Annotated in this window: 21 protein-coding genes and 1 pseudogene; 10 read left to right on the forward strand and 12 right to left on the reverse strand. The window is 63.1% G+C overall.

Translation table 11 applies throughout. The annotated features are described in order from the left end of the window. Positions 1-233 precede the first annotated feature (233 nt). The 3 genes from V8Z78_RS24410 to V8Z78_RS24420 all read left to right on the forward strand — a co-directional run bounded on the left by V8Z78_RS24410 (position 234) and on the right by V8Z78_RS24420 (position 3,007). Positions 234-1,115 (forward strand): LysR family transcriptional regulator, encoded by an 882-nt coding sequence (locus tag V8Z78_RS24410; protein ID WP_349732313.1) that lies wholly within the window; start codon positions 234-236, stop codon positions 1,113-1,115. Positions 1,116-1,207: 92 nt separating this feature from the next. Then, the gene (locus tag V8Z78_RS24415; RefSeq protein ID WP_046460299.1) at positions 1,208-1,918 is read left to right on the forward strand and encodes a DsbA family oxidoreductase; all 711 of its coding nucleotides are present in this window, start codon (positions 1,208-1,210) and stop codon (positions 1,916-1,918) included. 60 nt (positions 1,919-1,978) lie between these two features. Next, complete coding sequence (locus V8Z78_RS24420; RefSeq protein ID WP_349732314.1) at positions 1,979-3,007, forward strand: cyclase family protein; 1,029 nt, start codon at positions 1,979-1,981, stop codon at positions 3,005-3,007. A 36-nt stretch (positions 3,008-3,043) separates the two neighbouring features. Here the strand turns inward: V8Z78_RS24420 and V8Z78_RS24425 are convergent, their stop codons facing one another. Together V8Z78_RS24425 and V8Z78_RS24430 are read right to left on the reverse strand one after the other, a co-directional pair. Beyond that, the gene (locus V8Z78_RS24425; protein WP_349732315.1) at positions 3,044-3,739 is read right to left on the reverse strand and encodes an LrgB family protein; all 696 of its coding nucleotides are present in this window, start codon (positions 3,737-3,739) and stop codon (positions 3,044-3,046) included. Between the two features lie 3 nt (positions 3,740-3,742). After that, complete coding sequence (locus tag V8Z78_RS24430; protein ID WP_349732316.1) at positions 3,743-4,219, reverse strand: CidA/LrgA family protein; 477 nt, start codon at positions 4,217-4,219, stop codon at positions 3,743-3,745. Positions 4,220-4,296: 77 nt separating this feature from the next. Between V8Z78_RS24430 and V8Z78_RS24435 the strand changes: the two genes are divergently transcribed. Together V8Z78_RS24435 and V8Z78_RS24440 are read left to right on the forward strand one after the other, a co-directional pair. Next, the gene (locus V8Z78_RS24435; RefSeq protein WP_012836732.1) at positions 4,297-5,211 is read left to right on the forward strand and encodes a LysR family transcriptional regulator; all 915 of its coding nucleotides are present in this window, start codon (positions 4,297-4,299) and stop codon (positions 5,209-5,211) included. Positions 5,212-5,260: 49 nt separating this feature from the next. Next, positions 5,261-5,932, forward strand: coding sequence for a pseudouridine synthase (locus tag V8Z78_RS24440; RefSeq protein ID WP_349732317.1), 672 nt, complete (start codon positions 5,261-5,263; stop codon positions 5,930-5,932). Here V8Z78_RS24440 and V8Z78_RS24445 read toward each other — a convergent pair. The 3 genes from V8Z78_RS24445 to V8Z78_RS24455 form a co-directional block, all read right to left on the reverse strand. Beyond that, positions 5,929-7,014, reverse strand: a complete 1,086-nt coding sequence (locus V8Z78_RS24445; protein ID WP_349732318.1) for a hypothetical protein — start codon at positions 7,012-7,014, stop codon at positions 5,929-5,931. The genes V8Z78_RS24440 and V8Z78_RS24445 overlap by 4 nt on opposite strands. Positions 7,015-7,139: 125 nt before the next feature. Then, positions 7,140-7,508, reverse strand: coding sequence for a DUF3761 domain-containing protein (locus V8Z78_RS24450; RefSeq protein ID WP_349732319.1), 369 nt, complete (start codon positions 7,506-7,508; stop codon positions 7,140-7,142). Between the two features lie 206 nt (positions 7,509-7,714). Further along, a complete protein-coding gene (locus V8Z78_RS24455; RefSeq protein WP_034363356.1) occupies positions 7,715-8,353 on the reverse strand; it encodes an MBL fold metallo-hydrolase in 639 nt (212 codons plus the stop codon). Between the two features lie 342 nt (positions 8,354-8,695). On the opposite strand from V8Z78_RS24455, the pseudogene V8Z78_RS24460 reads away from it, so the two are divergent. Further along, positions 8,696-10,314, forward strand: a pseudogene (locus V8Z78_RS24460) (Re/Si-specific NAD(P)(+) transhydrogenase subunit alpha). Between the two features lie 27 nt (positions 10,315-10,341). Continuing rightward, complete coding sequence (pntB, locus tag V8Z78_RS24465; protein WP_314353200.1) at positions 10,342-11,757, forward strand: Re/Si-specific NAD(P)(+) transhydrogenase subunit beta; 1,416 nt, start codon at positions 10,342-10,344, stop codon at positions 11,755-11,757. A gap of 139 nt (positions 11,758-11,896) precedes the next feature. Here pntB and V8Z78_RS24470 read toward each other — a convergent pair whose 3' ends face one another. Then, on the reverse strand, positions 11,897-12,523 hold the full coding sequence (locus tag V8Z78_RS24470; RefSeq protein WP_349732320.1) for a LysE family translocator: 627 nt from the start codon (positions 12,521-12,523) through the stop codon (positions 11,897-11,899). A 105-nt stretch (positions 12,524-12,628) separates the two neighbouring features. Here V8Z78_RS24470 and V8Z78_RS24475 point away from each other — a divergent pair, with 105 nt between their 5' ends. Beyond that, positions 12,629-13,084: an Lrp/AsnC family transcriptional regulator gene (locus V8Z78_RS24475; protein WP_349732321.1), complete on the forward strand. Its 456-nt coding sequence runs from the start codon at positions 12,629-12,631 to the stop codon at positions 13,082-13,084. Positions 13,085-13,251: 167 nt separating this feature from the next. On the opposite strand, the gene azu is transcribed toward V8Z78_RS24475, so the two are convergent. Further along, positions 13,252-13,707: an azurin gene (gene azu / locus V8Z78_RS24480; RefSeq protein WP_046460285.1), complete on the reverse strand. Its 456-nt coding sequence runs from the start codon at positions 13,705-13,707 to the stop codon at positions 13,252-13,254. A gap of 211 nt (positions 13,708-13,918) precedes the next feature. Then, complete coding sequence (locus V8Z78_RS24485; protein ID WP_003070367.1) at positions 13,919-14,722, reverse strand: exodeoxyribonuclease III; 804 nt, start codon at positions 14,720-14,722, stop codon at positions 13,919-13,921. 10 nt (positions 14,723-14,732) lie between these two features. Here V8Z78_RS24485 and pyrE point away from each other — a divergent pair, with 10 nt between their 5' ends. Continuing rightward, entirely contained in the window at positions 14,733-15,434 is a 702-nt protein-coding gene (pyrE, locus tag V8Z78_RS24490) for an orotate phosphoribosyltransferase (protein WP_045839220.1), read from the forward strand. An 8-nt stretch (positions 15,435-15,442) separates the two neighbouring features. After that, the gene (locus V8Z78_RS24495) at positions 15,443-16,114 is read left to right on the forward strand and encodes a hypothetical protein (protein ID WP_003070372.1); all 672 of its coding nucleotides are present in this window, start codon (positions 15,443-15,445) and stop codon (positions 16,112-16,114) included. 11 nt (positions 16,115-16,125) lie between these two features. Here V8Z78_RS24495 and V8Z78_RS24500 read toward each other — a convergent pair whose 3' ends face one another. The 4 genes from V8Z78_RS24500 to V8Z78_RS24515 form a co-directional block, all read right to left on the reverse strand. Continuing rightward, positions 16,126-16,479, reverse strand: coding sequence for a hypothetical protein (locus tag V8Z78_RS24500; RefSeq protein ID WP_349732322.1), 354 nt, complete (start codon positions 16,477-16,479; stop codon positions 16,126-16,128). Between the two features lie 86 nt (positions 16,480-16,565). After that, the gene (locus V8Z78_RS24505) at positions 16,566-16,784 is read right to left on the reverse strand and encodes a hypothetical protein (protein ID WP_280008064.1); all 219 of its coding nucleotides are present in this window, start codon (positions 16,782-16,784) and stop codon (positions 16,566-16,568) included. A 90-nt stretch (positions 16,785-16,874) separates the two neighbouring features. Beyond that, complete coding sequence (locus V8Z78_RS24510; RefSeq protein ID WP_223305602.1) at positions 16,875-17,996, reverse strand: HPP family protein; 1,122 nt, start codon at positions 17,994-17,996, stop codon at positions 16,875-16,877. A gap of 133 nt (positions 17,997-18,129) precedes the next feature. Further along, on the reverse strand, positions 18,130-18,705 hold the full coding sequence (locus tag V8Z78_RS24515; RefSeq protein ID WP_279087830.1) for a nitroreductase family protein: 576 nt from the start codon (positions 18,703-18,705) through the stop codon (positions 18,130-18,132). Positions 18,706-18,744: the final 39 nt, after the last annotated feature.

The raw sequence follows: 18,744 nt of genomic DNA on the forward strand, positions 1-18,744 counted from the left end.
TTTGGCGGTCGCAAGGGCTCAAGCTACGGTCCGCGCGAGCAGGGCCGCTATGCCCAGGAGTTCTACACCACGGTGAAGACGGCCTATACGCTGGCGTGATGCTTGGGGCTGTTCAAGCAAGCTGCAAAACTTGAGCGGCCCATTTTTCAGAAGAAGAGCGAGCATGCCCGGGCCGCGTCGCCCCCGCAGCGAAAGCTGCTACGCTGCGGCCCAGTTTTTCGCTCTTCTCTTCCATGGATTCGCTCACCCCTTTGCGCGCCTTCAGGCGCATTGTCGAACTGGGCAGCATTGCCAGGGCCGCCGATGCACTCGATCTTTCCTCGGCGGCTCTCAGCAAGCAGTTGCGCGCGCTGGAGGCACAGCTGGGTGCGGTGCTGATCCAGCGCACCACACGCCGCATGAGCCTGACCGATACCGGCCGGGCCTATTACGCCGAATGCTGCCGGCTGCTGGATGGCTTTGACACGCTGGAGCAATCGGTACGTGCCCAGTCCCAGCAGGTGACGGGGCGGCTGCGCGTGAACGCGCCGCTGTCGTTTGCGCTGAGCACGCTGGCGCCGCTGCTGGCGCGCTTTATGCAGCGCCATCCGCAATTGCAGATTGACCTATCCATGGAAGACCGGCTGGTGGACGCCGTGGGCCAGGGCTTTGATGTCTCCATACGCCTGAGCGCCGAGCTCGCGGATTCATCGCTGATTGCGCGGCGCCTGGCCTCGCTGTCGCAAATGTTGTGCGCGTCGCCGGCCTATTTACAGCAACACGGCCGCCCGGCCAGCGTGGCTGCGCTGCGTGGCCATGCACTGCTGAACTACAGCCTGGCACAGGTTGACGACGGCCTGCAAGTTCCGAGCGAAGCACGAGCCAGCGTCAACAACAGCCTGATGTTGCGGGAGCTGCTGGTGGCTGGCATGGGCATTGGTGCACTGCCGTCCTTTCTGGCCCGGCCCGCCATCGCCCAGGGCCAGCTGGAGGCCTTGGCCCTGCAAGACTGGGCCGAGCAGCCGCGCCATGTCTACGTGGTCTACCCCACGCAACGCCACCTGCTGCCCAAGGTGCGCGCCTTTGTGGACTTTCTGGCCGAAGAGCTGCCTGCGGCCATGGGCGGGGATTCTTGACGCTGGATTAAGAGTTTCTCAAGCGCAGGCCTCTTACTCCTGCGAGGCCTGCGTCCTACGCTTGCTGTCCATCAGCCATGAAGGACACAAGCATGACGCAATGCCATGATTTTTCCTGCGCTCTGCCCGCGCAGGTTGCAGCCCATCCAGCCCCTGCCCCGGTCCTGTCCGCGGCAGTTGAGGCTGCTCCCACCATCGATTTCTTCCATGACGTGGTTTGCGGCTGGTGTTATGTGATGTCGCCGCGCCTGCGCCAGGTGGCCCGCGAGCTGGGCTTGCGCGTACGTCAGCGCAGCTTTGTGCTGCAAGCTTCCCGCGCCGAGATGGTGGCAAGGTTTGGTTCCATGGAGCAGGCCAAGCAGACCATTCTCGGGCACTGGGCGGCCTGCGCACGGCATGACGACACCCAGCGCATCGACATCGAAGGCATGCGCCGCGAAACCTTTGAGTATCCCAGCGGACTGGCCGGCGCACTGGCCTGCCAGGCCGCCCAGATTCTGGAGGGCGACGAGGCCCACTGGAATCTGTTCGATGCCATACAGCACGCCCATATGAGTGCCCATCGCAACATAGGCGACGCCGAGGTGCTGCTGGACATCGCCACGCACACCGGCTTCGAGCGCAATGCTTTTGCACGCTGCATGGAAAGCGCCGAGGCCTTGAACATGGTTCACCAGGACCTCGCCCTGGCCCGGCGCCTGGGCCTGCGCAGCATTCCCACCTTGATCGCCCAGGGCCTGCCACCGCTGCAGACCCAGCCTCTGAACATGCTGCGTGAACGGCTGCGCGTCCTGCTGGGCTAAGTCACTACCTTTCACTTTCTCACTAGCGCCGAAAGGCGCACCGCTTCCTAGGAAACACTCATGAACTTCTCTTTCCGCGCCCGTGTCCGGCGCTTGCCCACCCTGTTGCTCGTGATGGCAGCAGCGTTCTCCGGCCTGGCTCATGCCCACGGTGGCCACACGCTCCCGGCCGGTGCCGGCCAGGATGTGGGCACCAGCCCCTGGGGGCCGGGCGACGAGATCGGCCGCCTGAACCTGATAACGCCCGCCTCGCGCGCTGCCATCCTGCAGCGCATCACAGGCGGTCAGGTCTATGACCTCGCCACCGAGTACTACGTGGGCATGCCCAGCTGGCAGGACGCCGGCGATCCGCACTACCAGTTCTGGATGACGCACACGCCACGCGGCACCGTGGTGGACGACCCCATGAACGTGGGCAAGAACATGAACACCACGCGCAGCTACACGGGCACGGCGTTCTCCATGTACAGCCACACGGGCACGCACATCGACGCACTCAACCACTTCGGCATACGCGGCAGGATCTGGAACGGCTTCAGCGCAGACGAGCATCTGGGCGACCGGGGCTGGCAGCGTACAGGCATAGAGAAATTCCCGCCACTGGTGGCGCGCGGCGTGCTGATTGACGTGGCCGCGGCCAAGGGCCTGGACATGCTGCCCGACCAGTACCGGATCACCCGGCAGGACCTCAAGGACGCGCTGGCACGCCAGAACGTGACGCTGCAAAAGGGCGATGTCGTGCTGATTCGCACGGGGCGCATGAAGCTCTACGAGCAACCCCAGGCCTATATGGCCAAACCGCCAGGGCTGGGCCTGGATGCCGCACGCTTTCTGGCCGAGGATGCCGGCGCCATGATTGTCGGCGCCGACAACCTGAGCCTGGAGACTTTCCCCTCGGAAGTGGACGATGACTATGTGCCGCTGCACAGCTACCTATTGGCCCAGCAAGGCATTCCCATCATGGAATTGGTGGCCCTGGACGGGCTCTCGCGCGACAAGGTCTATGAGTTCGCCTTCATCGGAGGGCCGCTCAAGATCCGCGGCGGCGACGCCGCGCCGCTGCGCCCGATCGCCATTCCGGTGCGCTGAGGGCGGCGCTTGCCGGAGCCGCTACCTGAGCGCCGCTCAGAAAAACAATGTGCGCACCCAGGGGGCGGCCAGCACGTTCACGGCACCGGCAATCATCATCACCAGCGATGCCATCACGGCCTGCACCTCGCCGGCCTGGCGCGCCCTGGCCACGCCGCTGCCATGGGCAGCTCCGCCCCAGCTGGCGCCCGTGGCCAGCTTGCTGCGGATGCGGGGCAGCACACGCAGCACGGTCTCGCCCAGCAGCATGGCACTGACACCGGTCAGCAGCACGAACAGCGCAGCCAGATCGGTGGGGCCGCCCAGCACTTTCTCGGCCTCGATCGCAAACGGTGTCGTGATGCTGCGCACGGCCAGGCCTTTTTGCAGCGCCTCGGACAGGCCGAACATATCGGCAAACGCAATGGTGGTGGAGATGGAGACCAGGCTGGCCACTACCACGCCGGTGGCAATCGACATCCAGTGCTTGCGCAGCAGCTTGCGGTTCTCGTACAGCGGCAGTGCAAATGCCACCGTGGTGGGGCCCAGCAGCCAGACCAGCCAGTGGGTCTGGGCGATGTACTGCGGGTAGCTGACATGGGTCAGCAGCGACAGGCCGATCAGCACCATGGGGGTGGCGACTATGGGCATCAGCAGCGGGTGGGGATGTTTGCGATACAGGCGCTTGTTGACCCAGTAGCAGGCCACGGTGATCAGCAGCGACAGCAGGCCGATGACTTCATTCGACAGCATGGCTTATTCCTCATCCAGGGCGGCGGCATCGCGGCTGGACTTGCGCCTTGCCAGCCACAGCTCGAAGCGATAGACGCGATCGACTGCCAGTGCGGTCACGGCCATCACGCAGGCTGTGCTGGCCACGATGACGGCCAGAATGCGCAAGCCCTGGTGGCGGATCAGATCGGGGTACTCGGTGACCACCAGCATGGCGGGCACGAAGAACAGCAGCATCTCTGCCAGCAGCCAGTTGGTGCCGCCTTGCAGCCAGCGTGCTTTGACCAGGCCCGAAAAAAGGCCCACTGCCAGCAGGCCGAAACCGATCAGACCGGCCGGCATGCTCCAGCCGAAATGCTGGCGCAGCACATCCATGGCAATCCAGATGGCGCTGAGCAGGCACACTTGCAGCACGGCCTTGAGCAGTTGCCAGAGTGTCTGGGCAAAAGAATGGCTGTCGCCCTGGGCGCGAGGAGCGACAGCTTCCGTAATCTGTGACATGGGTGAAATTATAGGGTTTTCACCTATATTCATAAAATGACTTATTTTCATTTTTTCCATGCGTAAAAGGAATTGTCATGGACTTGCGCGCCCTGCGCTATTTCATCGAGGTTGTGCGCCAGAACGGCTTCACCCGCGCGGCCGAAACCCTGCATGTGACCCAGCCCACCATCAGCAAGATGGTCAAGGCGCTGGAAGATGAATTCGGTGGCCGTTTGCTGCTGCGCGAGGGGCGGGGCGTGCAGCTTACCGATGCCGGCCAGGTGGTCTATGACCGCGGGATGGAGATTCTCGAGCAGGCCCAGTTGCTGCGCCGCCAGGTGGCTGAGGTGGATCACATCACGCGCGGCGATCTGTCCCTGGGCATCATGCCCACCACGGGCCATTACATGGCGCCGGTGATCGCGCTGTTCCAGCAGCGCTATCCGGGTGTGAACCTTCAGGTCAACGAGCAGGGCGCGCGCGCCCAGTACCAGCTGATCCAGGAAGGCAAGCTGGACATGGCGCTGGGCCTGTTCGCGGCCCCCGATCCGGCGCTGGAGCGCTACACCGTGGCGCGCCAGAAGACGCGCGTGGTGCTGCCCGCCCAGCAGGTGACAGACCCGGGCCAGCCCATGCGCTGGAGCGATTTGCGCGAGCTGCCGTTTGTGCTCTACACCTCGGACTTTGCGCTGCACGAGCATGTGCTGCAGCAATGCGAGGCAGCGGGCTTCACGCCACAGGTCAAGCTGCAGACGCGCTACTGGGATTTCATAGGCCATCTGGTCGCGGCCCAGGTGGGCGTGGCCGTGATGTTCGAGCATGTCATCGCCCGCTACGACCCGCAGCGCGTGGCCAGCCGCCCGCTGGTGGAGCCCGAGATCCCCTGGGATGTGGCGCTGATGTGGCGGCCCGGCTACCTGTCGCGTGCGGCCCAGGCCTGGCTGAACTGCGTGCGTGAGGTGTATCCACAGCCGCTCCTCGGTGCTGCTTTCCCGGATTTTCAAAACTGATAGCTATTTTCCATTGTCCAGTAAGCGATGCAAGGCTTTTTGATGCTTGATGCCAGTCCAGGTCTTTGTTGCTAAGCTCGCTGCCATGCCCCGCCCGTTCTCTTCCAATCGCTCCAGCAACTTGCGCCGCAGCACCGTGGTGCGCCAGCCCGCGCCCCGGCCCGAGGTCACGTGTCTGCTGTGCTTTCACAAGCCCTATGGAGTGCTCAGCCAGTTCACGCCCGAGGGCAAGTGGCAGGGCCTCAAGGACTGGATCGATGTGCCCGGTGTCTATGTTGCGGGCCGGCTCGATGCCGACAGCGAAGGCCTGCTGCTGCTGACCAATGACGGTCAGTTACAGGCCCGCATTGCCGATCCGCGCCACAAGATGGAGAAGACCTACTGGGTGCAGGTCGAAGGCATCCCGGACGAGGCCGCTTTGCAGCGGCTGCGCGAGGGCGTGGAGTTGAGCGACGGCAAGACACTGCCCGCCAAGGCCCGCCTGATAGAACCCCAGCCCCTGATGTGGCCGCGCAACCCGCCGATTCGCGTGCGCCAGAACATTCCCGATTGCTGGATCGAGCTCATCATCCGCGAGGGCAGGAACCGCCAGGTGCGTCGCATGACGGCAGCCGTCGGCCATCCCACACTGCGCCTGGTGCGCATGGCCGTGGGGCCTTATTCGATCGAAGGGCTGGAGCCCGGCCAGTGGCTGGATGTGTTGCCGCTCAGTGGTTCCTAGCGCAAAGTATCGAGCCGTAGCAGCTCATCTTCATCTTCCGGCAAGGCCGCTGCCTGCCAGCGCGGCAGAGCCGGCCAGGGGCGAAAGCGACTCCAGCCCATTTGCACCTCCTGCAGATTGCCCCGCAGCAATTGAAGAGCGGTCGTCAGCTCGGATTGGCGAGTCCGCACGCATTCGCGCAGCGATTGCATGGCTTGCTGGCCACGCCCGAAAAAGCGCTGTCTGCCCAACCAGTCGGGGGACGGCTGACATTGGGCATAGGCCAGTGGCAGGCTGCTGGCCTCTCCTTCCACCACGGAAATCAGGGCCTGCAGATGCATGTTGAGTTGCTCCTGCGGCATCAGGCCCGCCAGTTGCAACTCCAGCGCATTGTTATGAAAACGATAGCGTGCGGGCAGGGCGGCGCTCAGGGTATAGCTGCCGCCGCTGCGCGAGCGGGCTCGGTGACTCAGGATGCGGCTGCCTTGCTCCAGCATCGGGCGGACCAACTGCAACAAGGCCTGCTGGTGCTCGGCATCGTTGTGCTTCAGGGGGATGCGCAACTGCGTGCTGTCATAGCCCCGCCATTGCTCGCGCCAGACCATCCAGCCCGCCGTATGCGGTACGAAGAAAATCAGAGTGATCAGGGACAGCATGGGCACAATGCCCGCTGCCAGCGACCAGGCCGCCCTGATCTCGGCAGCGGCAGCGGCCTCCTCACCCAGGCTGACGAGATTGCCGCTCAGCTTGATGAGGGTGGCAAGACTGATGGCAAAGACCAGACCACAGATCAGAGAAAGCTGCTCGGGCGAATAAAGGCTATCGGGCAGATGAATCAGTGTGGCCAGTGCGGCGGCGCATCCCAGCAGCACCACGGCTGAGGACAGCAGATAAAACAGGGCGCAAGGGGCCTGCTGCTGGACATCGAGAGCCGGGTTCTGCTCCAGCTCGCGCAGCAACTGCCTGCGGCGCCACCAGCGCAGCGGCTGCCAGAGCAGGGCGCTGACCGCCAGACCGGAGAGCATGCTGATGAACAGCGCCGAAAAAGCCCATAGCAGCAAGGCCGCCATCAGCAAGATACCCAGTCCGACCAACCAGTTCATGCCCGCGATTGTCCTTTTGAATTGATAGCTGCTTGTGTTTGATGGACAAGCAATCTAGCCTGTTGTGAATGAAAAATCGCGCTGCCTGCAATCGCAGATCAGCGCGATGGTTTGATGCTACAGGTTCAGCTGCAGCTCTTGTTGTTGGCGCCATGCATGCCGGCGGCCTTGGCATCGGCCTCGCTCATGTACTTGCCGTTCTTGGTGGTGCCGTAGAAACGGGTGCCGGGGCAGTGATAGATCTTGCTGTCCTCATTGGCCCAGACCTTGCCTGCACCGCCGCCAGGTGCGGCGGTCGCGGCCGGCTTGCCGCCTGCTGCAGCCTTGGCCGTGGCATCCTGATCAATGCCCTTGCGGCCCGAGCAAGCTCCCTTGGAGGACGCCGCGCTCATGGTGGAGCCATCCTTGCAGACAAAGGTCTGCATGTCCGTCTTGGCAGCGGCAGGGGTCGGCGCAGCCTTTGCTGCGGGTTCTGCCGCCGGCTTGGCGGGCATGGGTGCTGTTTTGGCGGCCGGTGCGGCAGGCGCCGCTGCCGGAGCCTGAGCAAGGCTCGCCCATGAGCTGCTGACCAGGGCTGAAGCCAGGCAAATTTTCCATAAATTGCGCATACGAACTCCCTCCAATAGATGTGATGTCACAAGGCGTGACAGGCGCATGCTGCTACGGAAGACCTGATTCCGCAAGCCTCGGCCGTCAGGCTTCAGGTTCCGCTGACATAGGGGTTCAGCTTGCGCTCGCGGCCAAAGCTGCTTTCCGGGCCATGCCCGGGGATGAAGATCGTCTGGTCGCCCATGGGCCACAGGCGCTGCACGATGGAGTCGATCAGCTGCTGATGATTGCCCTGCGGGAAGTCCGTGCGGCCTATGCTGCCGGCAAACAGCACATCGCCGACAAAGGCGCGGTCGATCTGCGGTGAGTGGAAGACCACATGGCCGGGCGTGTGACCTGGGCAGTGGCGCACGTTCAGCGTTTCCTGGCCGATGCTCACGGTGTCGCCGTCATGCAGCCAGCGCGTGGGCACAAAGGGGTCGGAGTGGGGAAAGCCGAACATGGCACCCTGCTGGGGCAGGCCGTCGATCCAGAACTGGTCGCCCTCATGCGGGCCGATGATGGGCAGCTCATACTTGGCCGCCAGCTCACTGGTGCCGCCCGCGTGGTCGATATGGGCGTGGGTGATCCAGATGGCCTTGAGATTCAGGCCCAGGCGTTCCACCTCCCACTCGATCTGCTCGAGATCTCCGCCCGGGTCGATGACGGCCGCGTCCATGGTCTGGTCGCACCAGACGAGAGAGCAGTTCTGTTGAAAGGCTGTGACGGGGACAGTGTGATATTGCAACATGGGTGACTTGTATTTTTCGGGCGTTTGCGTAGTCTCGCGGGCTGCGAACCCCGCAAGCATGACACGGCATGACACGCGCATCAAAAATGCCCGCTCAGATTCTGGCGTCATCCCTCATTTGAGCTAGCATGGATGCGAGTGCCCCATTTTGGTGCGGGCTGCTAAAACGTATTTGTGCTGCAAGGCAGCGGGCATTTGCTTCATGGGAGGCGGCCCGACACAGTTTCAAGATCGTTCAGGCCGTGCCAATGCCCATGCAATACAAGTTCCTCCCACGGGCAGGAATGGCAGGGGATGGGTCGGTCTGGAGGAAAACCGTTTTTAAACTCCAGGAGACTCTGCATGTCTACCTCTTCCAACCAGCCGAGCGGCGCTGGCGCCCAACGCATCGGCATCCCGCGGGAAACCTTCCCGTTGGAAAAGCGCGTGGCCACCGTGCCCGATGTGGTTGAAAAACTCATCAAGCTGGGTTTTTCGGTCGCCATCGAATCGGGCGCCGGCGATGCCGCCAACTTCAGCGATGACGCTTATCGCGCAGTGGGTGCGGAGGTGCTGCCCAACGCTGCTGCGCTCTGGGCTGCTGCCGACATCCTCTTCAAGGTGCGCCCGCCCACCCTGCAAGAAGTCGCGCTGATGCGCGAAGGCCAGATCCTGATCGACTTCATCTGGCCGGCCCAGAATCCCGATCTGATGCAGCAACTGGCTGCCAAAAAGGTGACGGTGCTGGCGATCGACTCGCTGCCCCGGACATTGAGCCGCGCGCAGAAGATGGATGCACTGACCTCCATGGCCGGTGTTTCGGGTTACCGCGCCGTGATCGAGGCCGCCAACGCCTTCGGCCGCTATTTCAACGGCCAGATCACGGCCGCAGGCAAGGTGCCGCCAGCCAAGGTCTTCATTGCCGGCGCAGGTGTGGCCGGTCTGTCGGCCATTGGCACGGCCGCCAATCTGGGCGCCATCGTGCGCGCCAACGACACGCGGGCCGAAGTGGCCGATCAGGTCACATCGCTGGGCGGTGAGTTTGTCAAGGTCGACTACGAAGAAGACGGCGGCGGCGGCGGCGGCTATGCCAAGGTGATGAGCGAGGGCTTCCAGGCTGCGCAGCGCCAGATGTATGCCCAGCAGGCCAGGGAGGCCGACATCATCATCACCACCGCGCTGATCCCCGGCAAACCGGCGCCCAAGCTGATCACGGCCGAGATGGTGCAGAGCATGAAGCCCGGCAGCGTGATCGTCGACATGGCAGCCGAGCAGGGCGGCAACTGCGAGCTGACCGTTCCCAACGAGGCCGTGGTGCACCACGGCGTGACCATCATCGGCTACACCGACCTCGCATCGCGCCTGGCCAAGCAATCGTCCACGCTGTACGCCACCAACCTGCTGCGCCTGACGGAAGAGCTGTGCAAGGCCAAGGATGGCGTGGCCGTGGTGAATATGCAAGACGATGCGATTCGCGGCCTGACCGTGGTCAAGGACGGCGAAATCACCTGGCCTGCCCCGCCCCTTGCCCAGGCGCCCAAGCCTGCCCCCAAACCGCCGCGGCCGTGGTGGAGCAGAAGAAAGGCGGCCATGGCCATGGCGCTGCCGGACCGCTGCCGGCCAAGACCTTGGCCATTATTTTTGCGATTGCCGCCCTGGCCTTCTGGTTCATCGGTGCCTATGCGCCAGCGGCCTTCCTGGGCCACTTCACGGTGTTCGTGCTGGCCTGCTTCATCGGCTACATGGTGGTGTGGAACGTGACGCCTGCCTTGCACACGCCGCTGATGAGCGTGACCAACGCCATCTCCAGCATCATCGCCATTGGCGCCCTGGTGCAGATTGCACCGCCGGGAACGGCGGGTACCGCTCGCCCTGATGACTTGATCCGCTGGCTGGCCTTTGCAGCGCTGGTGCTGACTGCCATCAATATGTTTGGCGGCTTTGCCGTGACACGTCGCATGCTGGCCATGTTCCGCAAATAAGAAGAACGAGCACAAGAGAGAAACACCATGTCCCAAAGTCTCGCAACGGTGGCCTATCTGGGGGCTGCCATTTTGTTCATTCTCAGCCTCGGTGGCCTGTCCAACCCCGAAACCTCACGCCGCGGCAATCTGTTCGGCATGGTCGGCATGGCGCTGGCCGTGCTGGCCACCGTGTTCGGCCCACGCGTCGATGCCGGCGGCATCGCCTGGATCGTCGGCGCGCTGGTGGTCGGTGGCGGTATCGGCCTGTATGCGGCCAAGGTCGTCAAGATGACCCAGATGCCCGAGCTGGTCGCCCTCATGCACAGCCTGGTCGGCCTGGCCGCCTGTCTGGTGGGCTTTGCCAGCTATGTCGATACCTCCATCGATCTGGCGGGTGCAGAAAAAGCCATTCACGAGGTGGAAATCTACGTGGGCATCCTGATCGGTGCCGTCACCTTCTCGGGCTCGCTGATAGCCTTCGGCAAGCTCAACGGCAGGATAGGCGGCAAGCCGCTGCTGCTGCCCGCACGCCACTGGCTCAATCTGCTCGCGCTGCTGGTGGTGATCTGGTTCGGGCGCGAGTTTCTGCATGCCCAAACCGTGGCTGACGGCATGTTGCCGCTGATCGTGATGAGCGTCATCGCCCTGCTGTTCGGCGTGCACATGGTCATGGCCATCGGTGGGGCCGACATGCCCGTGGTGGTGTCCATGCTCAACAGCTACTCGGGCTGGGCTGCTGCGGCCACCGGCTTCATGCTGGGCAATGACCTGCTGATCGTCACCGGCGCGCTGGTGGGCTCCTCGGGTGCCATCCTGAGCTACATCATGTGCCAGGCCATGAACCGCAACTTCATCAGCGTGATTGCGGGCGGCTTCGGCTCCGGCGCTCCCGCCAAGAAGGGTGATGCTTCTGCGGCTGCCGAGCCCCAGGGCGAAGTGGCACCCGTCAGTGCAGCCGAGACCGCCGAGATGCTGCGCGAGGCAAAAAGCGCCATCATCGTGCCCGGCTACGGCATGGCCGTGGCCCAGGCCCAGCACACCGTCAATGAAATCACCCGGACCCTGCGCGAGCAGGGTGTGGATGTGCGCTTTGCCATCCACCCGGTGGCGGGCCGCATGCCCGGCCACATGAACGTGCTGCTGGCCGAGGCCAAGGTGCCTTACGACATCGTGATGGAGATGGACGAGATCAACGAAGACTTCCCCGAGACCGATGTGGCCATCGTCATCGGCGCGAACGACATCGTCAATCCGGCAGCCCAGGACGATCCCGAGAGCCCCATCGCCGGCATGCCGGTGCTGGAAGTGTGGAAGGCCAAGACCTCGATCGTGATGAAGCGCTCCATGGCCTCCGGTTATGCGGGCGTGGACAATCCGCTGTTCTACAAGGACAACAACCGCATGCTGTTCGGCGATGCCAAGAAGATGCTGGACGAGGTGCTGGGGGCGCTGAAGAGCTGATGAGATGGAGTGGCCTCTGCTGAGGCGCTCTGCCCCCTCTGCCGCCTTGCTTTGCAATGCGGGAGCCCGGTGTCCCGGGTTGTGGCATATGCCTATTCTTGAAATGCCTGCGGTTTTTTGGCCGCAGGCATTTTTGCTGTCAGAGATGCTGAACGGCGATTTCACCGAGCAGCACGGCGGCAATCACCAGCATCAGCGTGCCCGACAGGCGCGAGACGGCAAGCGCGGCGGCGGGGCGCGAGCGCAGCACGCTTTGCGAGCCCCAGCCCACGCCGAAGTAGACCACGGCGCAACTGGCTGCATGGACGGCGCCCAGGGCCATGATCTGCGCAAACACCGGCCAGCCCTCGGCAGGCTGCACAAACTGCGGCAGCAAGGCAAGCAACAGCAACAGCTGCTTGGGATTGAGTCCGCTGACGCTGGCTCCCTTGACCGTCCAGTGCCAGCGCGTGCCGCTCTCGGCATCGCCGGCGCTGCCGATGGCTGCCGGGCTGCGCCACAGTCCCACGCCCATCCAGGCCAGGTAGAGCGCGCCGGTGGCCGTCAAGGCCGTGAGCAGGGCCGGGTTGCGCGCCACCAGGGCGCCAACGCCTGCCGCCACGGCCAGCGTGGCCAGCAGCGCACCGCAGGCCAGGCCCAGTGTTGCGGGCAGAACCAGCCGTCTGCCACGCAGACCGGCCGAGATCACATAGGCCCAGTCGGCCCCGGGCGTGAGCACCAGAAGAAAGGAGACTGCCCAGAAGGCGGTCAAGGCGGCGTAGGACACGAAATTCCCTCGAAAAGCGTTGATGCCGAGAGAATATGGAAGAGGAGAGAGAATGTGCTCTCAATATTCGCCGCCGATCGGCTTGAAATTGGAAGAAACTGCCTCGTGAACTCGCTGGATCGAAAAATTCTTGCTGCGCTCGAAAACAATGGCCGCCTCACGGTGACCGAGCTGGCCGAGCAGGTGGGCCTGAGCCTGTCGCCCTGCCACCGGCGTGTGCGTGCGCTGGAAGAATCGGGCGTGATTCGCGGCTACCGCGCCGAGCTGGACCCCGCGGCGCTGGGGCTGGATTTCTCGTCCCTGGTCTTTGTCACGCTCAAGGACAGCAAGTCCGTGCCTGCGTTCGAGGACGCCGTGGCCCGGCTCGACAATGTGGTGCAGGCTCAGCGCCTGTTCGGTGATCCCGACTATCTGTTGCAGGTCGTGGTGCGCGATCTGCCTGCCTACCAGCGACTTTATGACGAGCAGCTGACCCGGTTGCCCGGCTTGCTGCGCATGACTTCCACGCTGGTGATGAAGCATGTGGTGAGCAACAGACCGCTGACTTCGGCGATGGAATAAGCCATGAAAAAGCGCCTGTGATGCGAATCACAGGCGCTTTGATGTAGCCGATTCTGCTCCTGATTTCAGAGCTTATGGCGCTTGCTCATCAATGTTTTTCAGTTTGAATAACTTCAAAACTTATATGAGGAAAGCGCTGCAAGCTCCTGAATCGGGAGCGTCGGAACTCAGGAGCCCAGCTTGAGCGAGCCCTTCATGAGGGCCGAGTGACCAGGGAAGGAACAGAAGAAGGCATAGTCAGTGCCAGCCTTGAGCTTGCTCGCATCGATGTCGAACTTGGTAGTCTCGCCGCCACCGATCACCTTGGAGTGAGCCAGCACGCGTGCATCGCCGGCCTTCACATAGTCGGCGCCAGCACCAGCGGCCATGCCGTCGGTGATCACGGCCTGCATGTCGGTAGCGGTGCTGATCACGATGTTGTGGCCCATTGCGGTCTTGGGCATCTTGCCCACATGCTTGAGAGTCACGCTGAACTTCTTGCAGGACTTGGGCACATCGATGCTTTTGACATTGAACTGCATGGCATCGTTGCTTTCAACGACGGCTTCGCAGCCTGCCGCCATGGCGGGTGCGCTCAGGGCACCGACTGCACACAGGGCCAGGGTCATCAGAATCTTCTTCATTGGCTATTCCTTTTCCTAAAAGCGAAACGGGAACCGCTGTGGCCTTGTCGCCCTCCAGGTTCCGCAGTTCATTCTTTCGGAAACCTGCCCAGCCGGCTCAGTACAACTCATGCTCGCATGGGTTGTACTGTTGCACCTTGCGCTAACTCAATTCGCCGAGCATGCGTGCGTTCACTGCCTTGCAGGTCGCTGCCGGCGTTGCTTGCGCGCTTCAGATCGCCATGTCGTAACCAATGGTGATGGGCGCGTGGTCCGAGAACTTCTCGCCCTTGTAGATGGACTCGGTTCGCGCCAGGGCCGCGATCGCCGGTGTGGCCAGGTGGTAGTCCAGTCGCCATCCCACGTTGTTGGCATAGGCCTGGCCCCGATTGCTCCACCATGTATAGCAGGCATCCGTGGTGTCGGGCTGAAGCTGACGATAAACGTCGACCAGACCGCCGCTGGCCTCGGTCTTGTGCAGCAACTTGCTCATCCAGTCGCGCTCTTCGGGCAGGAAGCCGCTGTTTTTCTGGTTGCCGCGCCAGTTCTTCAGGTCTTCCTTCTGGTGCGCGATATTGATATCGCCGCAGAGCACGAAGTCGCGCTCTGCCTTGAGGTGCATCAGGTGGCTGTGCATCTTGGCGAGAAAGCGGAACTTGGCCTCCTGGCGCAACTCGCCCGAACTGCCGCTGGGAAAGTAGGCGCTGATGATGGAGAACTTGCGGCCGGGCGTGTCGAAGCGGGTTTCGACATAGCGGCCCTCGGCGTCGAACTCGTCGATATCGAAGCCCACGATCACATCGCTGGGCTCGTGGCGGGTGTAGACGCCCACGCCCGAGTAGCCCTTCTTCTCGGCAAAGTGGAAATAGCCCTTCATGCCGGCCAACACCTCGAAGCGCCCGGCCATATCCGAAGCCTGGGCCTTGATTTCCTGGACGCAAATACAATCCGGCGCAGTGGCTTCGATCCAGGCTTCGGCGCCTTTGGTCGTGGCAGAGCGGATACCGTTGAGGTTGAGGCTGGTTAATTTGAACAAGGATGAATCCATGGTGGTGAGTGAGAAGCCAATGGGCGGTGCAGACCGTCTGGCGCAGGATTTTGTGCAGTTTGCCGTCGATGCGGGCGTGCTGCGTTTTGGCGAATTCAAGACCAAGGCCGGGCGCATCAGCCCGTACTTCTTCAATGCCGGCCTGTTCGACGATGGCGCCAAGATGGCCCGTCTGTCCGAATTCTATGCAAAAGCCATTCTGGCCAGCGGCATGGAGTTTGATATGGTCTTCGGGCCTGCCTACAAGGGCATCCCTTTGGCAGCCACGGTGGCGGTGGAACTGGCACGCCAGGGCAAGAACGTACCCTTTGCCTACAACCGCAAGGAAGCCAAGGATCACGGCGAAGGCGGTACTTTGGTGGGCGCTCCCCTCAAGGGCCGCGTGCTCATCATTGACGACGTGATGTCGGCCGGTACGGCCGCGCGCGAGTCGATTGCTATCATCAAGGCGGCCGGTGCCGAGCCGCATGCCGTGGCCATCGCTCTGGATCGCCAGGAAATGGCGACGGAGAATGGCCAGGACGTGCCGCACAGCGCCGTGCAATATGTGCGCAATCAGCTGGGCATGCAGGTCTGTGCGATTGCCAAGCTGGCAGATCTGTTGCTTTATCTCGAGCAGCAGGGCGGGGATGCCGGGCGCGAGCATCATGAGCGCGTGCTGGCCTACCGTCAGCGTTATGGTGTTGAAGACAAGGAATAAACACGCAAATGAAGCAGGCCTTGCATGCAAAACTGAGTTTGTATGTGATAGCTACCGTCTGGGCAGGCGCCATGCCGGCTCAAGCCCAGGCCCCAGCCAATAGCGGCGGTATCTACGCCTGCACGGATGCCAATGGGCGGCGCATCACGGCCGACAGACCTATTGCCTCCTGCGTCGATCGCGAGCAGCGTGTGCTTGGTACCACGGGCGTCGAGTTGCGCCGCGTGGGCCCCACGCTGACCGATCAGGAGCGCAGTGCACAGGAGGCCAAGCGCCGCCAGGACCAGGCCGAGCAGCAACGCCTGCGTGAGGAGCGCTCGCGTGACCGTGCCATGCTGGCGCGCTTCCCCAATCAGGGCGTGCATGACGCCGCCAGAGCCGAGGCGATTGCCCAGGTCAACGATGTGATCGGCGTGGCCCAGCAGCGCCAGGTCGATCTCAAGGAACGCCGCCGCAAGCTCAATACCGAGCTGGAGTTCTATCAGAACGACCCGAAGAAGGCTCCCGCCAATCTGCGCCGTCAGCTGGACGACAACACGGAATCTCAGGCCGAGCAGCAGCGCTTCATCAAGCAGCAGGAAGAGGAAAAGCAGCGCATCAACCAGCGCTTCGATGCCGAGCTGCAGCAGCTGCGCAAGCTATGGGCTGATCTGCAGCCGGCCGCAACGCGCTCGCACTGACGGCTGTGCCTTCAGTCTTCGTGGCCGTCTTTGTGCATGGTCATGACGCGGCCCAGCAGCAGGGTCGCAATCCAGGCCACTCCAGCGATGATCAAGGGCATCTGCACCAGCAGCGGTGCCTGAGCCATGAGCATCAGCGCATCGGCTTGCCACAGCGCCCCATAACCCTTGAACAAGCCATAGGCCAGCCATAGCAGCAGGCCTGCGCTGGCAATGGCGGCCATGCTGCGCATATTGCGGCCGTCACGGCTGCCTGCGGGGATGCGAAGGGCGGTACGCCATAGCCAGCCCACGGCGGCCAGTACCAGCAGCACGCAGGCCGCAACGGACAGCGGCATCCACAACGAAAGAGGAATCAGCGACATGGCGCCGCACTTTAGCCCAGTTGATCCCTGAATGAAAAAGAAAATACCCACCGAAGTGGGCATGCATGAAGAGGCTTGTCAGCGGCTCAGTTTGCGCGCCAGACCACATGGTGGCCCGGCACGGACTGAATGCCCAGCACGGTGGCGTGGTGCGCGAGCAGCTCTTCGAAGGTCTTGGTGATTTCGCTGCCGGCAGTGCTGCCTTCATATTCCGTGGCCACCTGTGTCGCGGTAAAGGAACTGGCTCCAAAGCTTTGCACGATGTTGCGCAGCTTGTCGAGGTTGGGGGTGAACACGGCGTCCATGGCAGCAACTCCTTTTCGGGCAATCAAACCAGTACTGCCCATAGTTTATCCAGCAGTCCGTGTCAGGCAAGAGGGCCTTTGCCCGCATGGCTATTGATTGATGGAGAGCAAGGTGCGAATCACGTCGGAGCGCGTGATGACCCCGACCAGGGTTTTGCCGCGCAGCACGGCAATGAACTGAACGCTGTGCGATGCCAGCTCGTGCAGCAGATCGCCCATGGGTGTGTCTTCCTGCACGCTCATCTCTGGTGCGCGCATCAGTTCCTGGGCTACGGACTGCACTTTGGATGGCCGGCTGCGCAGGCGCTGCCAGAGGTTTTGCTGCTGGCGCGCGCGGTGATCCTGCCAGAGCCAGTCGAACAGGTCGGCGCGCAGCACGCGGCCAATCAGCTCACCTTGCGCATCGACCACGGGAAGGCTTTTGATCAGATGGCGGTGAAACAGCTCGGCGACCTCTTCGAGCGGAGTCTGCGGGCTGACGGTCAGGAGCTTGGCGGACATGACGGTGCCGCAGTTCACGCTGGACAGCCGGCGCTTGATGGCTTCCTCCTCGGCGGCGGCCAGCAGCTCGCCCAGGTCCTCGGGTGTCAGGTTGTAGCTTTGCTCGAAGCGCTGCAACAGCTGCTCCAGATCCTGCTCGCTCAGCGCCAGGCGCGTGGTGGGGCGCTGGGTCTTGGCCGCCTGGGGCGGCTGGTGCAGGTAGGGACGGCCGCAGGCACGATGGTAGAGCACGCCGACTGCAGCAAGAACGCCTGAGAGCACGGCCATGGGGATCAGCAGATGCCAGCCCAGCGGCGCCATCTGGGCCGCCGCCAGTACCGTCAGCAAGGCCACGGCGCCACCTGGCGGGTGCAGGGCACGCAGCAGCAGCATCAGGGCAATGGCTCCTGCCACGGCCAGCGCGGCCAGCGAGGTCTGGGACAGCGTGGGAAAGGCCCAGAGCAGCAGCAAGGTATAGAGAGCAGGCACGGTGTTGCCGACGACACAGTTCCAGGGCTGGGCCAGCGGGCTGCTGGGCACGGCGAACACCAGCACGGCCGTGGCGCCCAGCGGTGCGAACAGAAACAGGGTGTTGGGAAAGAAATGCTCGACCAGCCCCACCAGAATGCCGGCCAGAGCCAGGCCCAGGCCTGCGCCAATGCTGGCGCGGATCAGCTCTTTCCAAGAAGGGCGCGAGGCCACCGGCCCCAGGCGCTGCCACATTGTTTGCATGACGGACATAGGCTCAGGCTACGGGGCGCAAATTTGATAGCTGCTCCCGCAATGTTGTATTGATTAATGCGGCAATTCTGTCAAAAAAAGCTCCACAGGGTGAGCTGTGGAGCTTTGGCGGGATTGCTCCGCTTCAGGCGGTTGCGGAGGCTTGAACGGCTCCGGCACTCAGCATTTCGGTCAGCGGCTTGCGGTCAGAGGGCTGCTCGCGCTCGCGCAGATCGTCGGGCAGCGTGGAGGCATCGGCGCGGCGGCCCACGGCGATCACGCATTCGGGCACCAGATGCTCGGGCAGGTTCAGCACCTTGCGGGCTTCATCGGCAGAGAAGCCGCCCATGGCGTGCGTGGCCAGACCCATGGCATGGGCCTGCAGCGCCAGATAGCCCCAGGCACAGCCCGCATCGAAGCTGTGCTTGGCGGCGGAAGCCTGCCTGTCCGACAGCAGCACGATCAGCGCGCCGCCATTCAGGCACCAGCGGCGGTTGGCTTCGTTGGGGATCTGCGAGAACGCTTGCCAGTTCGTGTCATCGCGCAGGGCGTAGGCAAAGTGCCAGGGCTGCTTGTTGCTGGCCGAAGGCGCCCAGCGGGCGGCTTCCACCAGTTGCTCGATCTGGGCAGCGCTCAGTGCTTCAGGCACAAAGGCGCGCGGCGACATGCGCTCGACGAATTGCGCGTGGACGGGGACGGTACTGCTACGGGTGGTGCTCATGGTGATATCGCTGAACTGAAAAGAAAAGGGCCCGCCTGC

Source organism: Comamonas sp. wu1-DMT, assembly GCF_040187805.1.
GTDB classification, from domain to species: Bacteria; Pseudomonadota; Gammaproteobacteria; order Burkholderiales; family Burkholderiaceae_C; genus Comamonas; species Comamonas thiooxydans.

What these genes read in the sequence shown, in the direction of transcription:
- V8Z78_RS24410 (WP_349732313.1), top strand. Translation starts at nt 234, where the DNA reads ATGGATTCGCTCACCCCTTTGCGCGCCTTCAGGCGCATTGTCGAACTG.
- V8Z78_RS24415 (WP_046460299.1), top strand. Translation starts at nt 1,208, where the DNA reads ATGACGCAATGCCATGATTTTTCCTGCGCTCTGCCCGCGCAGGTTGCA.
- V8Z78_RS24420 (WP_349732314.1), top strand. Translation starts at nt 1,979, where the DNA reads ATGAACTTCTCTTTCCGCGCCCGTGTCCGGCGCTTGCCCACCCTGTTG.
- V8Z78_RS24425 (WP_349732315.1), bottom strand. Translation starts at nt 3,739, where the DNA reads ATGCTGTCGAATGAAGTCATCGGCCTGCTGTCGCTGCTGATCACCGTG.
- V8Z78_RS24430 (WP_349732316.1), bottom strand. Translation starts at nt 4,219, where the DNA reads ATGTCACAGATTACGGAAGCTGTCGCTCCTCGCGCCCAGGGCGACAGC.
- V8Z78_RS24435 (WP_012836732.1), top strand. Translation starts at nt 4,297, where the DNA reads ATGGACTTGCGCGCCCTGCGCTATTTCATCGAGGTTGTGCGCCAGAAC.
- V8Z78_RS24440 (WP_349732317.1), top strand. Translation starts at nt 5,261, where the DNA reads ATGCCAGTCCAGGTCTTTGTTGCTAAGCTCGCTGCCATGCCCCGCCCG.
- V8Z78_RS24445 (WP_349732318.1), bottom strand. Translation starts at nt 7,014, where the DNA reads ATGAACTGGTTGGTCGGACTGGGTATCTTGCTGATGGCGGCCTTGCTG.
- V8Z78_RS24450 (WP_349732319.1), bottom strand. Translation starts at nt 7,508, where the DNA reads ATGCCCGCCAAGCCGGCGGCAGAACCCGCAGCAAAGGCTGCGCCGACC.
- V8Z78_RS24455 (WP_034363356.1), bottom strand. Translation starts at nt 8,353, where the DNA reads ATGTTGCAATATCACACTGTCCCCGTCACAGCCTTTCAACAGAACTGC.
- pntB (WP_314353200.1), top strand. Translation starts at nt 10,342, where the DNA reads ATGTCCCAAAGTCTCGCAACGGTGGCCTATCTGGGGGCTGCCATTTTG.
- azu (WP_046460285.1), bottom strand. Translation starts at nt 13,707, where the DNA reads ATGAAGAAGATTCTGATGACCCTGGCCCTGTGTGCAGTCGGTGCCCTG.
- pyrE (WP_045839220.1), top strand. Translation starts at nt 14,733, where the DNA reads ATGGTGGTGAGTGAGAAGCCAATGGGCGGTGCAGACCGTCTGGCGCAG.
- V8Z78_RS24495 (WP_003070372.1), top strand. Translation starts at nt 15,443, where the DNA reads ATGAAGCAGGCCTTGCATGCAAAACTGAGTTTGTATGTGATAGCTACC.
- V8Z78_RS24500 (WP_349732322.1), bottom strand. Translation starts at nt 16,479, where the DNA reads ATGTCGCTGATTCCTCTTTCGTTGTGGATGCCGCTGTCCGTTGCGGCC.
- V8Z78_RS24505 (WP_280008064.1), bottom strand. Translation starts at nt 16,784, where the DNA reads ATGGACGCCGTGTTCACCCCCAACCTCGACAAGCTGCGCAACATCGTG.
- V8Z78_RS24510 (WP_223305602.1), bottom strand. Translation starts at nt 17,996, where the DNA reads ATGCAAACAATGTGGCAGCGCCTGGGGCCGGTGGCCTCGCGCCCTTCT.
- V8Z78_RS24515 (WP_279087830.1), bottom strand. Translation starts at nt 18,705, where the DNA reads ATGAGCACCACCCGTAGCAGTACCGTCCCCGTCCACGCGCAATTCGTC.